Annotated in this window: 12 protein-coding genes and 1 tRNA gene; 7 read left to right on the forward strand and 6 right to left on the reverse strand. The window is 63.2% G+C overall.

Annotated features, from left to right (window positions below; all coding sequences use genetic code 11):
- On the forward strand, nucleotides 1–2,241 hold the full coding sequence (locus J3456_RS01895) for a xanthine dehydrogenase family protein molybdopterin-binding subunit (protein ID WP_349578658.1): 2,241 nt from the start codon (nucleotides 1–3) through the stop codon (nucleotides 2,239–2,241).
- Nucleotides 2,238–2,813 (forward strand): hypothetical protein, encoded by a 576-nt coding sequence (locus J3456_RS01900; RefSeq protein ID WP_349578659.1) that lies wholly within the window; start codon nucleotides 2,238–2,240, stop codon nucleotides 2,811–2,813. The genes J3456_RS01895 and J3456_RS01900 overlap by 4 nt, the downstream gene beginning before the upstream one ends.
- A 3-nt stretch (nucleotides 2,814–2,816) precedes the next feature.
- Here J3456_RS01900 and J3456_RS01905 read toward each other — a convergent pair whose 3' ends face one another.
- Nucleotides 2,817–3,752 (reverse strand): YihY/virulence factor BrkB family protein, encoded by a 936-nt coding sequence (locus J3456_RS01905; RefSeq protein WP_120351583.1) that lies wholly within the window; start codon nucleotides 3,750–3,752, stop codon nucleotides 2,817–2,819.
- A 168-nt stretch (nucleotides 3,753–3,920) separates the two neighbouring features.
- Between J3456_RS01905 and J3456_RS01910 the strand changes: the two genes are divergently transcribed.
- The 5 genes from J3456_RS01910 (at nucleotide 3,921) to J3456_RS01930 (ending at nucleotide 8,744) form a co-directional block, all read left to right on the forward strand.
- Nucleotides 3,921–3,994: transfer RNA gene (locus tag J3456_RS01910), tRNA-Gly, on the forward strand.
- Between the two features lie 155 nt (nucleotides 3,995–4,149).
- The gene (locus tag J3456_RS01915; protein ID WP_349578660.1) at nucleotides 4,150–5,961 is read left to right on the forward strand and encodes an ABC transporter transmembrane domain-containing protein; all 1,812 of its coding nucleotides are present in this window, start codon (nucleotides 4,150–4,152) and stop codon (nucleotides 5,959–5,961) included.
- A gap of 148 nt (nucleotides 5,962–6,109) precedes the next feature.
- Complete coding sequence (locus J3456_RS01920) at nucleotides 6,110–7,990, forward strand: acyl-CoA synthetase (RefSeq protein WP_349578661.1); 1,881 nt, start codon at nucleotides 6,110–6,112, stop codon at nucleotides 7,988–7,990.
- 261 nt (nucleotides 7,991–8,251) lie between these two features.
- On the forward strand, nucleotides 8,252–8,494 hold the full coding sequence (locus tag J3456_RS01925) for a DUF1127 domain-containing protein (RefSeq protein ID WP_240791579.1): 243 nt from the start codon (nucleotides 8,252–8,254) through the stop codon (nucleotides 8,492–8,494).
- Complete coding sequence (locus tag J3456_RS01930; protein ID WP_349578663.1) at nucleotides 8,484–8,744, forward strand: hypothetical protein; 261 nt, start codon at nucleotides 8,484–8,486, stop codon at nucleotides 8,742–8,744. The genes J3456_RS01925 and J3456_RS01930 overlap by 11 nt, the downstream gene beginning before the upstream one ends.
- 190 nt (nucleotides 8,745–8,934) lie before the next feature.
- Here J3456_RS01930 and dtd read toward each other — a convergent pair whose 3' ends face one another.
- The 5 genes from dtd to J3456_RS01955 form a co-directional block, all read right to left on the reverse strand.
- Nucleotides 8,935–9,381, reverse strand: a complete 447-nt coding sequence (dtd, locus tag J3456_RS01935; RefSeq protein ID WP_349578664.1) for a D-aminoacyl-tRNA deacylase — start codon at nucleotides 9,379–9,381, stop codon at nucleotides 8,935–8,937.
- 1 nt (nucleotide 9,382) lies between these two features.
- Nucleotides 9,383–10,060, reverse strand: coding sequence for a nitroreductase (locus J3456_RS01940; protein WP_349578665.1), 678 nt, complete (start codon nucleotides 10,058–10,060; stop codon nucleotides 9,383–9,385).
- Nucleotides 10,057–11,169: a TFIIB-type zinc finger domain-containing protein gene (locus tag J3456_RS01945; protein ID WP_349578666.1), complete on the reverse strand. Its 1,113-nt coding sequence runs from the start codon at nucleotides 11,167–11,169 to the stop codon at nucleotides 10,057–10,059. The genes J3456_RS01940 and J3456_RS01945 overlap by 4 nt, the downstream gene beginning before the upstream one ends.
- Before the next feature lie 121 nt (nucleotides 11,170–11,290).
- The gene (locus J3456_RS01950) at nucleotides 11,291–12,406 is read right to left on the reverse strand and encodes an SPFH domain-containing protein (protein ID WP_120351577.1); all 1,116 of its coding nucleotides are present in this window, start codon (nucleotides 12,404–12,406) and stop codon (nucleotides 11,291–11,293) included.
- A 34-nt stretch (nucleotides 12,407–12,440) separates the two neighbouring features.
- The gene (locus J3456_RS01955; protein WP_349578667.1) at nucleotides 12,441–13,403 is read right to left on the reverse strand and encodes a DUF2927 domain-containing protein; all 963 of its coding nucleotides are present in this window, start codon (nucleotides 13,401–13,403) and stop codon (nucleotides 12,441–12,443) included.
- Nucleotides 13,404–13,407 lie beyond the last annotated feature (4 nt).

Raw genomic sequence — 13,407 nt, forward strand, 5'->3', positions numbered from 1 at the left:
ATGTCGCGCCTGCGCACCATCACCCGCCGTAGTTTTATCGTCGGCTCTGCGGCCATTGCCGGGGGTGTCGCCTTTGGCACCTATCTTTATAAACGTGACCTGAAGAACCCGCTGCTTGAGGGGCTGGCCCCCGGCGCGGCGGCGATCACTCCCTACGTCAAAATCGACGCGAGCGGCGTCACCTTGATCACCCCGCGCGCCGATGTGGGGCAGGGGGCATATTCTATCCAAGCTCATATGATTGCTGAGGAATTGGACGTCGATCTTGATGCGGTTCAGATCACGCCCGGCCCTCCTTCGCCGGTCTATTACAACGGCGTGGTGGGGGTTGAGGCGATGCCGATTGCCGCGACCTCGGAGACGCTGCTCGCGCGGACCGGGCGCGGGGCGTCGGATGTGGCGGGGAAACTGCTGGGGCTGCAACTGACCGGCGGCAGTTCTACCGTGCCGGATATGTATGACCGCTTGCGCATGGCCGGGGCTGTGGCACGTGAAACGCTTTTGGCCGCCGCCGTGGCTCAGACAGGTCTAGAGCGGAGCCAGCTTAAGACCGAAGCGGGCGCCGTGGTGCTGCCCGACGGGATGCGATTGGCCTATCAAGATTTTGCCGCCGCAGCAGCAGAGATCGACCCAGTGACCGAGGTTACGCTGCGCGATCCCAGCGACTGGCGGCATTTGGGCAAGGCGCAAATGCGCACCGATATCGTGCCGAAATCCACCGGCACCCAGACCTATGGCATCGACATGGCGATGGAAGGGATGCTCCACGCCACGACCCGCACCAACCCGGCGCAGGGCGGAAAGATCATGGGGTTTGATGCGGGCCGCGCCGAAAAGATGCGCGGTGTGGAGGCGGTCCTGCCCATCACCGGCGGCGTCGCCGTGGTGGCCGACAATACATGGCGGGCTTTTCAGGCTGCGCAGGCGGTGGAATGCGATTGGGGGCCGTCGCCCTATACCGGCGATACGGCGGAGCAGTTCAAAGCGGTCGCGGCCTCCTTTACCGAGGACCGCCAAGACAGCCGGTTCCGCGATGACGGCGACATGTCCGCGGCCCTTGCCGAGGGCGATGTGCTGAAGGCCGAGTACCGCATTCCCTATCTGGCCCACGCCCCGCTAGAGCCGATGAGCGTCGTGGTGAAGCTTGAGAAGGGCCGCGCCGACATTTGGACCGGCACGCAGATTCCGCGTTTCATGCAGGCCAATGTCGCCGCGCTGACCGGGATCGACGCCGAGAACGTGCATATCCATGTGCTGATGTCAGGCGGCAGTTTCGGGCGGCGGTTGGAGGATGACTATACCCTGCGCGCCGTCGAAGTGGCGATGCAAATGCCCGGCACGCCGATCAAGATGGTCTGGTCGCGCGAGGAGGATTTCACCCATGACTTCCCCCGCCCGCTGGCCATGGCGCGGGCGCGTGGCAAGGTCTCGGACGGGCAGATCGCGGCCTATGATCTGGCCATCGCGGCACCTTCGACGGCGGAATCGCAGATGGCGCGGTTGAACCAGCCGGTTTTTGGCCCCGACATCGCCATCGTCGCGGGGGCGTGGGATCAGCCCTTCGCGATCCCCGATTACCGCGTCACCGGCCACCGGGTGCCGGCGATGGTGCCGGTCAGTTCGTGGCGCTCGGTCGGGGCGTCGGGCAATGGGTTTCTGCACGAAAGCTTCATGGATGAGATGTGCCATGCCGCAGGCGTCGATCCGTTGGAGGAACGGTTGCGGCTTTGCACCCATGCGCCCTCGCGCGGGGTGTTGGAGGCCGTGGGCGAGATGTCGGATTGGGGCGCGGACCTTGGGCCGGGGCGGGGCCGGGGGCTGGCGTTTTGCCTGTCCTTCGGCGTGCCGGTGGCCGAGGTGGTCGAGGTCAGCCAGACCGATGCGGGCCTCAAGATCGACCGCGTTTTCGTGGTCGCCGAAGTGGGCCGCGTGTTGGACCCGGTGAACTTTGAGGCGCAGCTTTCCGGGGCGGTGATTTGGGGATTGGGCCATGCGATGAACTGCGAGCTTACCTATCGCGACGGGGTGCCGCAGCAGGACAACTATCACCTCTACGAAGGGCTGCGGCTGTACCAGACGCCCAAGATCGAGGTGCGTGGGCTAGAGAATGGCGGCAAACTGCGCGGCATCGGTGAGCCGGGCGTGCCACCTGCCGCGCCTGCGCTGGCCAATGCGATCTTTGCCGCCACGGGTCAGCGTATCCGTGAACTCCCCCTCTCCAAATCCGTGGATTTCGCATGAAGTACCTCCTGACCTGTGCCGCGCTGATGCTGGCCGCCCCTGCAGTAGCGCAGGACGCGCCTGACCGGGCGGAGGGGCTGGCGGCGTGGGAGCGGATCTTTACTGTCACTGCGCATCCGCGCTGCACCAACTGCCATGTGGGCGAAGAGGGGCAGCCGATGTGGCAGGCGTTGGGCTATGGGCCAGAGGCGGTGCATGGCATGAACGTGCGCGCGGGCGAGAGCCGGATCGGGGCCGAGAGCATTCCTTGCGACGCCTGCCATGTCACCTCTGCCGCCGCCAATACCGTGCCCCACGCCCCGCCGCATATCGACGATGCATGGCGGCTGCCTCCGGTGGAATTGGCGTGGCTCGGCAAGACCTCGGCAGAGGTCTGCACCCAGTTGCGCGACCCTGAGACCAACGACGGGCATGACATCGCCTCACTGGTAGATCACCTGCAAAACTCGGCTTTCGTGAACTGGGGTTTCGCCCCTGGCGCGGGACGGTCGGTGCCCAAGGGGTCGCTTGATGCGCTGGTGCATGATGTGACGGTCTGGGGCGCTGCGGGCACGCCCTGCGAAAGGGATTGAGGGTTAATCGCTCATCGCGCGGGCCAGTCTGCGAATGCGCAGCGCGCGGTTCAACTCGCCGCCAAAGATCAGTACCAGTGCGGCGAGATACATGAAATAAAGCGCCGCGATGATCCCAGCCATGCCCGCGTAATAGCTGGCATAGGTGCCAAAGCTGCGCAGGTAGGACGAAAACAGCATCGCCAGCAGGGTCCACGCAACGGCGGTGGCCACCACCCCGGGCCAGATGTTGTTAAACTTCGTGCGCCGGGCGGGCAGGATCACATGGGCGGCAAAAAGCGCGACCAGCAGGATCGTGGCCGAGGCCGGGAAGCGGACAAGGCCGACAGTCACCGACCCCGGATCAAACCCCGGCATCAGCATATGCAGCCAAGACCCGGCGCGCGGGGCCAGCACTAAAAGGTATCCGACGATCACAAGGATCAGGCTCGCCAGCAGCACCATGGCCACCTGCACCGCATAGATCGTGAAGACCGAGCGCGTCTCGCGTAGCCCATAGGCGCGGTTCAAGCCGATGCGGACCCCATCGACCCCGCCCACAGCAAACCAGACGGTCAGCAAGATACCCACGCTCAGCAAATCGCCGCGCGGCACGGTCATGACCTTTTCCACCTCTGACACGATGGGTTCGATCAGGGCAGGGGGGACAATGGCGATCAGGAAATGGATCAAGTCATCGGCCATCGACCGATCGCCGACAAAGGCGGTGAGCGAACTGGTAAAGATCAGGAACGGGAAAATCGCCAGTAGCGCGCGAAAGGCCACGTTTCCGGCCATACCAAAGGCGTCATCGCTCCACAGGCGCAGCACCGCTTCGTGCAGAACTGCGCGCGCGACCCGCAGCCCGGTGCCGTGAAACAGGTCCTCGGGGTTCTCGCTGAGAACACCGTGGGTCAACACGACTTCGCGCTTTTGGTCCTGAGCCGATCTGGCGTCCATGCCAATGCCTCGTTTTCATCCCATAACGCTAAGCTAGTGCCCCATGGGCCGGGCTGCCACCTTGATGACGGGCCACTGGCAAGAGCAGGCTCATGCGATTGATCTTGCCAAAGGGGCATCGCTCCACTTGACGCTCGCAGAGCGATAAAATAGGAGGGAGGCCGTAGCGCGGGCGTTGTGTAATGGTAAGACCTCAGCCTTCCAAGCTGATGATGCGGGTTCGATTCCCGCCGCCCGCTCCACTCTTTCCCAGACCTGTTTAGACCGCCGTCAACGCGCGGGATAGTTGCGCCTGATGCGCCCAACAGGGGCGGCAGATTGTCCTTATGAGGCCGGTCTTGCTTGACCCTGCCCAGCCCCCGAGCCATGACCGATGTGGAAAGACAAAGGAAAGCCCATGGCCCGCACCCCAGCCCCCGCACAGTCCGCCAAAGATGAACGCGAAAAGTCGCGGCGGATCGGCGCTCTGGCGGCGTTGATGCCCTTCATGGCCCCTTACCGCGTGCTCATGGCCGCCGCCGGGGCGGCGCTGGTGCTGACCGCGATGATCTCGCTGACGCTGCCCTTGGCCGTGCGCCGGGTGATCGACAATTTCGGCACCGGGGAGAGCGAATTGCTCGACCTTTATTTCGTTGCCGCCCTGCTGATCGCGGCGCTGCTCGCCGTGGGCACCGGGCTACGCTATGCGCTGGTGACGCGCTTGGGCGAACGGGTGGTGGCCGATATCCGGCGCGCGGTTTTTGACCGCGTGGTGGGCATGAGCCCTTCGTTCTATGAGCGCATCATGACCGGCGAAGTGCTGAGCCGGATCACCACCGACACGACGCTGATCCTGTCGGTGATCGGCTCTTCGGTCTCGATCGCGCTGCGGAATCTGTTGATCTTTGTCGGGGGCTTGGGGCTGATGCTGCTGACTTCGGCCAAGCTCACCGGGCTTGTGTTGCTGATCGTGCCTGCGGTGGTGATCCCGATCCTGACGCTGGGCCGCCGCCTGCGGGTGCTGAGCCGAGAGAACCAAGACTGGATCGCTGCCAGCTCGGGCAATGCCTCTGAAACGCTGGGCGCGGTGCAAACAGTGCAGGCTTTTACCCATGAGGCCGCAAGCCGGGGCCAATTCGCGCAGATGACCGAAGCCTCATTCGACGCCGCGCAGCGCCGGATCAAGACCCGCGCCGCGATGACGGTGATCGTGATCTTTCTGGTCTTCGCGGGCGTGGTGGGCGTGCTGTGGATCGGCGCGCGGGATGTGCGCGCCGATGCGATGAGCGCGGGCGCGCTGGTGCAATTCGTGATCTATGCGGTCATGGTCGCGGGCGCGGTCGCCGCCCTGTCCGAGATCTGGGGCGAGTTGCAGCGCGCAGCGGGTGCCACGGAGCGGCTGGTTGATCTGCTCCAGACCGAGGACACGGTGAAAGATCCGGCGCCCGAGGCGCAGGTCAGCCTGCCGCAGCCCGTGGCGGGCAAGATCGCCTTTGAGAACGTGCAATTCACCTATCCCGCCCGGCCCGATGTGGCGGCGTTGGATGGCATCGATCTTGAGATCAATCCGGGTGAGACGGTGGCCTTTGTCGGCCCCTCGGGCGCGGGGAAGACGACAATAATTCAGATGATCCTGCGCTTTTATGACCCGCAGTCGGGGCGGATCACGCTGGATGGTGTCGACCTGCGCGATGTGGCGCGGGATCACTTCCGCCGTGCTGTTGCGCTGGTGCCGCAAGACCCGGTGATCTTTGCCGCCACGGCGGCCGAGAATATCCGCTTTGGACGGCCCGATGCCAGCGACGCAGAGGTTGAGGAGGCCGCCCGCGCCGCGGCGGCGCATGATTTCATCACCGCCTTGCCCGAGGGCTATGACAGCTATCTGGGCGAGCGTGGCGTGATGCTGTCGGGCGGGCAGAAACAGCGCATCGCCATCGCCCGCGCCATCCTGCGCGACGCGCCGGTGCTGTTGCTGGATGAGGCGACCTCTGCGCTGGATTCAGAAAGCGAAGGTCTGGTGCAGGCTGCTGTGGACCGTCTGAGTGCCGACCGCACCACGTTGATCGTGGCGCACCGTCTGGCCACGGTGAAAAAGGCTGACCGCATCGTCGTCATGGAAGCTGGGCGCATCGCCGCCATCGGCACCCATGACGAACTGGTGGCCAGCGACGGGCTATATGCGCGTCTGGCGCGGCTGCAATTCACCGATGGGGCCGTCGCCGCAGCCTAAGGCAAACTTGAACCACGCAACCCCGGCGTTACGTCACCCTCGTGTGACGTTGCGTTTGTTGCCGCCGATTGCTTGCGAAACGGCGCGTTTCACCGCAATCTGGCGCGAGGAGAATAAGCCGGAACACCGGCATAGGGGAGGAGACACCATGACATTCGCCGGGATCGAAGACCGCAATGCCATCGCGGCGGAAATGCCGTGGGAAGACCGCGACGTGGCCAAGACGCTCTACGGAATGCTGAGCAATACGACCGCGAAATTCCCCAACCACAACGCCGTCAGCTATCAGATATTCTCAGGCCCAAAAGACAAGGCCGAAACGCTGAGCTGGAAAGAGTTGCATGGCCGTGTGACGCAGGCCGCGAACCTGTTCCGCAGCCTCGGCGTGGGCGAGAAAGACGTGGTGGCCTATGTGCTGCCGAACTGTAACGAGACGACGATCACCCTGCTGGGCGGCGCCGTGGCCGGGATCGTCAGCCCGATCAACCCGCTGCTGGATGCCGAACAGATCGGCGCGATCCTGCGCGAGGTCGGCGCATCGGTCGTCGTTACTCTGCGGCCTTTCCCCAAAACCGATGTGGCCCAAAAGACCGCCGAGGCGGTGCGCCTTGCGCCCAAGGTGCATACGGTGCTCGAAGTTGATCTGGTCCGCTATCTGACCCCGCCGAAAAGCTGGATCGTCCCGCTGGTGCGGCCCAAGGGGATGGTGAACAACCAAGCGAAATACCTCAACTTCAACGCCGAAATCGCCAAGCAGAACACTTCGCTCAACTTCGAGGATGTGCAAGAAGACCGCGTTGCCTGCTATTTCCACACCGGCGGCACCACCGGGATGCCCAAAGTCGCGCAGCACAAGTATTCCGGGTTGATCTACAACGGTTGGCTGGGCCATCGCCTGCTGTTCAGCGAGCAGGACAATATCATGTGTCCGCTGCCGCTGTTCCACGTTTTTGCCTGCCACGTCATCCTGATGGCCGCCGTGTCGTCGGGCGCGCATGTGGTCTTTCCGACGCCGCAGGGTTATCGCGGAGATGGCGTCTTTGACAACTTCTGGAAGCTGGTCGAGCGGTGGAAGATCACCTTTATCATCACCGTGCCGACGGCGATTTCGGCCAAAATGCAGCGCCCGATCGATGCGGATGTCAACACCGTAAAGACCGCCTTCTCTGGCTCGGCCCCGCTGCCGCTGGAACTCTTCCGCCGCTTTGAAAAGGCCACAGGCGTCACGCTGGTCGAAGGCTACGGCCTGACCGAAGCGACCTGCCTTGTCTCCTGTAACCCGACGGATGGCCCCAAAAAGGTCGGTTCCATCGGCATCGCATTCCCCTATTCGGATGTGCGGATCATCAAGGGCACGGCGGACGGGCCGATTGACGCGGAAACGGATGAGATTGGCGAGATCTGCGTGTCGAACCCCGGTGTCTTTGCGGGCCATACCTATGTCGAGGAAGACAAGAACAAAGACCTCTTCTACCACGAGAAATACCTGCGCACCGGCGATCTAGGCCGGATTGATGGGGATGGCTACATCTGGATCACGGGCCGTGCCAAAGACCTGATCATCCGCGGCGGTCACAACATCGACCCGGCTGAGATCGAAGAGGCATTGCTGGGCCATGAGGCCGTCGCCTTTGCCGGGGCCATCGGCCAGCCCGATCCCCACGCGGGCGAGGTGCCCTGTGCCTTTGTCGAACTGGTGGAGGGTGCCAAGGTCACCGAAGAGGAACTGCTCGCCTTCGCGCGCGAGCATGTCGCCGAACGTGCCGCCCAGCCAAAACACCTCAAGATCATGGACGAGTTGCCCAAGACCGCCGTGGGCAAGATCTTTAAGCCCGATCTGCGCAAGGATGCGATCACGCGGGTCTACAATGGCAGCCTTGAGAAGGCGGGCTGTGCCGCACGGGTGACCGACGTGATAGACGACAAAAAGCGCGGGTTGGTGGCTCAGGTCACCATGCACGACGCCACGCATGACGACGTATCGAAAGTGCTCAGCGTCTATACGCGCCCTTGGGAACCTGTGAGCTAAACGACTCAGACGGGTAGGGCGGATTAGATCGCCCCCATTCCCCAAATTCCCCGATTGCAGCCCAGCTGCGTTGCGCCGATGCACATTTCCTGTGTATCGGCGCAAAAATTTTAGGCTGTTTACCTATAGTTAGCCCCCGGCCTTTCGCGACGGGCATAGCGCCTATGCAAATTCTGCGGGTTCAAAATCGGGTCAGAGCGTACTACTTCTGCATTGCAGCATTGATAATGCACCTGCAGCATTCTGAAAGGAGTTGCGCTTATGACGATGGCAATCTCACGTGGCACCACCCTGAGCTCCGCGCTCGATGGGCTTCATCACACCTTTGACGGCATGCGCCGTCGTGTGGCCCAGATCAAGGCCCGGCGCGCAGCTTACAACCGAACTTTCACAGAACTTAACGTACTGAGTGATCGCGAACTGTCGGACATCGGCATCGCGCGGTACGACATCCGGCGTGTGGCGTCGGAAGAACTTTCGAAGGAACAGACCTATGAAGTATAACGACACCCTATCCGCCCCTCACGGTTTCTCCCAGCGTGACGCGACCGCTCCGGTATTCGGTGCACTTGGCACCGCTGCTGGCAAAGTCGGCAGCCTGCTGGCGCGTGGCGTCACCCAGATGCAGATTTCGCGTATGCAGTCCGTGTTGAACGGCATGAGCGACGACCAGCTGGAACGCGCGGGCATCGACCGCAACCAGATCCCGCAGCACGCCCAAGCGCTGGTGACAGAAGAATACGACGGTCTGTAAGCCACAGCGCTTATGACCTTCAGCAATCAATGTCGCGCTCTGAGCGCCGCATTGTCAGGCGTCGGACCCCGCTTCTCCTCCCCGGGTTGATCTGACACCGCATCTTAACGGTCCTCCTCCCGGACCCGTTATACCGGCCGGCAAGCTTACCTCCTCCCAAGCTTGCCGGTCCATGCTTTCTACCGCAATATCAAGGCGCTGCGCTGTCGAGCCAGAGGGTCACCGGCCCGTCATTGACCAGCGCCACCGACATATCCGCGCCAAACCGTCCCGTCTGAACTGGAATGTCCAAAGCGCCGAGGCTGCGGGCAAAATGCGCGTAAAGCGCCTCGGCCACCTCGGGTTTTGCCGCGCCGGAAAAGCCGGGGCGGTTGCCCCGCGAGGTGTCGGCGGCGAGGGTGAATTGGCTCACCACCAAGGCTGCGCCGCCGGTTTGCGCAAGGCTCAGGTTCATCTTGCCGCCTTCATCCTTGAAAAGCCGCAGTTTGGAGATTTTGAGGGCGAGTTTCTCGGCGGTATCTTCGGTGTCTTCGGGCATGGCGCAGACAAGGATCAACATGCCGGGGCCGATCTCTCCGATGATCTCACCTTCTACCGTGACCGACGCCTCGGTCACCCGTTGCAGCAATGCGCGCATGTCAGTCTTTCCAATCGATAATCTCTGAGGGGGTCGCCCGTTCGGTGCGAAAGCCATTGGCCGAATGCTTCGTATCGGCATAGCCGAATGAGATCGCGCAGAGCACCAGCCGATCCTCGGGCAGATCAAGCACCTCGCGGACCAAGGGCGCATAGGCGGCGATGGCGGCCTGCGGAATGCTGGCCACGCCAAGCGCGGTGGCGGCGAGGGTGAAGGCCGTGACGAAGCCGCCGCAGTCCATCGCGCCATAGGGGCCAAGCTCGGCAGGGGCGGTCACAATGGCCACATGCGGCGCGTCAAAAAGCGCGTAGTTGCGCAGCATCTGCGCCTTGCGCGCGTCGCGGTCGGATTTGGCGATGCCCACCGCGTCGTAGAGTTGGAAGCCACAGGTGCGGCGACGCTCGGCATAGGCGCCCGAATAGCCTGTGGGCCATGGCAGGTCCGGTTCCACCGGGGCGTTTGCGCTGGCGGCCTCAAGCAATGCGGCGCGAAAGGCGTCGGTGCCTGCGCCGCGCGTTACGCTCACCTGCCATGGCTGCGCATTGCACCATGAGGGCACGTGACGCGCGGCGCTGACGATCTGGGTAATGGTCTCCTCGGGCAGCGGGTCAGAGAGAAAGGCGCGACAGGAATAGCGGGCCTGCAAGAGGTCGGTGAATTGGTCGTAGGTCTGGGTCATTGCTGGGCCATGAAATAGCCGACGATGGCGGCGGTGATCAGCCCCAGCACCACGGCGAAGGTGATCTTGATCGCGGAATAGGGCCGTTCGCCCTGCACCTTGCCGGAGTGGCCATTCACCACAAAGCGATAGGTCTTGCCGCGGTATTTATACGCGGCTAGCCAGACCGGCAGCAGGATATGTTTGAAGGTCACGTCGCTGATCTGGGTGTTGATGTCATGCACCCGCTGGCGGTCCCCGCCGATGTCGAATTTCACGTCGCGTTCAATCACCCGGTCCATATGGGCGCGGGCCTGAACAAAGCCTTCCTCCAGCGTGACGCCGTAAGCCTCGGCCCGGAAACCGGCGAGATATTCCGGCGCATAGGGCTCCAGCGCCGAGAGGTCCCAAGGGTGCAGCGCATCGGTGTGTTTCTTGGGCAAAGAGCGCGAGGCAAGCACCAGCACATCGTCAAAGAACCGCGCAACCCGGCCCGACGCCGCCCGCCAACGGATTTTCGGCACCTGTTGCTGCACCCGCTTGCCATCGCGCATGACGGTTTGGGTCACGTAATAGACCGTGCCGCGCTCCCCACGATAGCTCGACGCGGTTTGGGCATCATAGGTCCAAAAGGGCACATAGATGCCCTGCATTTTCCGCCCCTTGCGGGCATACTGCTGCAAGCCATTGGGCGCAAACCAAAGGCCGCCGAGCCAGTCTTTCATCGCATCGCGGGCGCTTTCTTCGGGCAGGGCAAAGGGCAGCACGGCGCGCGGTTTGATATGGCGGTTGGTGCCGGTGTCGATCACCACGGGCGTGGCGCAGAAGGGGCATTCGGCGGCGTGTTTACCGGGCTCGAATTCCACCTGCGCCGCGCAGTTGGGGCAGGTAGTAACGCGGGTTTCCTCCATCTCGGCTGCGGGCAGGGCAGCCTCTAGCCCCGCGCGGAAGTCTTGCTCGGCGATGGCATGGGCATGGCGGCCGGTGCCGTCAATAGGCTCCACATTGCCGCAGTGATCGCAGATCAGCAGCGACTGCGCCGGATCAAAGCGCATGTCAGAGCCGCAGGTGTCACAGGGGAAACGGTGCTCTTCTAGCGGGGCGGCGGGGGGCAGATCGGTGGCGGACATAAGGGATGCTTTGCAAAATCAATCGCGGCGGTGCGGATGGGGTGGGCCGTCGCCCTAGAGGGGGCCACGGGGGGGGGGCAGGCCGTCTGCGCGCAAAGGTGTCGCCCCTCGCGCCAGCGGATCAGGCCGGAGGCGGCGGCGGTGGCATCACCGTAAAGAGCTGCGCCAGCTCAGCCACATCCTCGGCCCGCTGCCAACCATCTTGGCCCGGCGTCCAGACCAGAGCATCGCGCCCGAGGCTGCCTTCGGTCACTTTGCGGCCCATCGCGGCTTTGGAAAAGGGCCCGGAGGTCGCGCCATCTTTGGCGATATGCCAGACCTTTTCGACCGGCGGCGGTGGCGGCGGCACGGGGGCCGCAGCGGTGGGGGCAGGGCGCGCGCCCCAAGGGCCGGCCTGTGCGCTGGCGGCCTGCGCCATGCTCATGCCCAGACCCGCGCCAAGGCCGGTTTGCATCGCCGCACCGCCCGCGCCATCGCGGCCAAGCGCTTCGGCGGCTTGGAACTGCATGTATTCGTTAAGGTTTCCGACCACGCCCATGGACGTGCGTTTGTCCATCACCGCCTCTACCGCGGGCGGGAGAGAGATGTTCTCGATGTAGAGCTCGGGCATCGCCAGCCCGTATTCGGCAATCTGCGCGGCGATATCCTTGCCGACCAACTGGCCCAGCTCGCGCGTGTTGGCGGCCATGTCGAGCACCGGGATACCAGAGGAGGCCAGCGTGCGGGAAAAGGCCTGCACGATGATGTTGCGGATTTGGTAAGAGATTTCATCCATGGTGAATTCACCATCGGTGCCGACAATCTCGGTCAGGAATTTCGCGGGGTCGCTCACGCGGACGGAATAGGTGCCATAGGCCCGCAGGCGCACGGGGCCGAACTCAGGGTCGCGGGCGATGATCGGGTTCTTGGTGCCCCATTTCAGATCGTTGAACCGGGTGGTGTTGACGAAATAGATCTCGGACTTGAACGGGCTTTTGAAGCCATGATCCCAATGCTGAAGCGAGGTCATGATCGGCATGTTGTTGGTCTCAAGCATATAGAGACCGGGGGTGAAGACATCCGCCAACTGGCCCTCATGCACAAAGACCGCCGCTTGCCCCTCGCGCACCGTCAGCTTGGCGCCGTATTTGATCTCATGACCCTCACGCTCGAACCGCCAAACCATGGTGTCGCGGGTGTCGTCGGTCCAGTGAATGACGTCGATGAACTGGCCGGAGAGGAAATCGAAAATGCCCATGGGATGGTCCTTATTCTTTCGTCGTAAAGCTGCGTTACACCGGCCCGTCCGTCAACTCGCGTGCGATGATCCGGGTGATCGGGTTGACCTGCTCTGCCGTCATGCCGGGGCGCAGACGCTTGTCATAGAGCATCTTGAGCAGGAGTTCGTCGTGTTTGGTCAGCAAGGCGAATTCATCGTCATCGTTAAAGATCGACGGGCGCGCGGCGGGGCTGTCATTGGCCAGACCCAAGCCTTGGGCCAGTTCTTCGTGGATGCACGACAGCCGCAGCAGCCCGGGGTTTTCCGAGCGGATCACCGCGACGGCAGCGGTATAGACATTCGGGTTGTCGCCCGCGGCATAGGCGGCCACGGCGCAATAGGTGTCGCGACGCATGTTGCGCATCGCACGGAGCGACGATGGGCTAACGCCCGCGACCTTTTCCGCCGCATGGGTCAAAGCATCGACCCGGTCATCTTCAGAAGCCACAACCACTATGAAATTAGGCGTGCCTGTCGTTGAGATTGGATGCCCCGTAACCCGGGCAAGGCGTCGCGCGAAAGCCTTGATGTTGGTGGTGTCGGAGCGGCGCTGTGACGGGGGGATGCTATCACCAAAGATGATCTGCATGCGCACAGGCCCTTCCCAGCGGCGCAGGGGGCTGGCCCCACCGTGGCCGGAAAAATTGCCGTCATATTCGTTATAAAGGGCGATCTGCTCAAAGTTGCGGACCAGCATTTCGCTGGTAAAGGGCGTGTCATCTCCGCCGCCGTCTTGGCGCAGCAGGTCTTGGCTCAACTGCGCCTTCTCGACCTGATGCAGATAGCTGCGCAGCATGGCGCTTTTTTGCGAAGTGGGTTTGGCCACCACAGCCGGAGAAGGGGGCTTTGCCGCAGGGCGGGCCTGCGGCTTGGCGACCTGTTGCAAGACGGGCGCGGGTTCGGCGCAGGCCAGCAATAGCATGCTCAGCGCCAGCGCCCCCCCGGCGCGCAGTTTTCTGCGCAGACGTTCTTGCATTACC

It is taken from the genome of Sulfitobacter sp. NFXS29 (assembly GCF_040148765.1).
Taxonomy (GTDB): Bacteria; Pseudomonadota; Alphaproteobacteria; order Rhodobacterales; family Rhodobacteraceae; genus Sulfitobacter.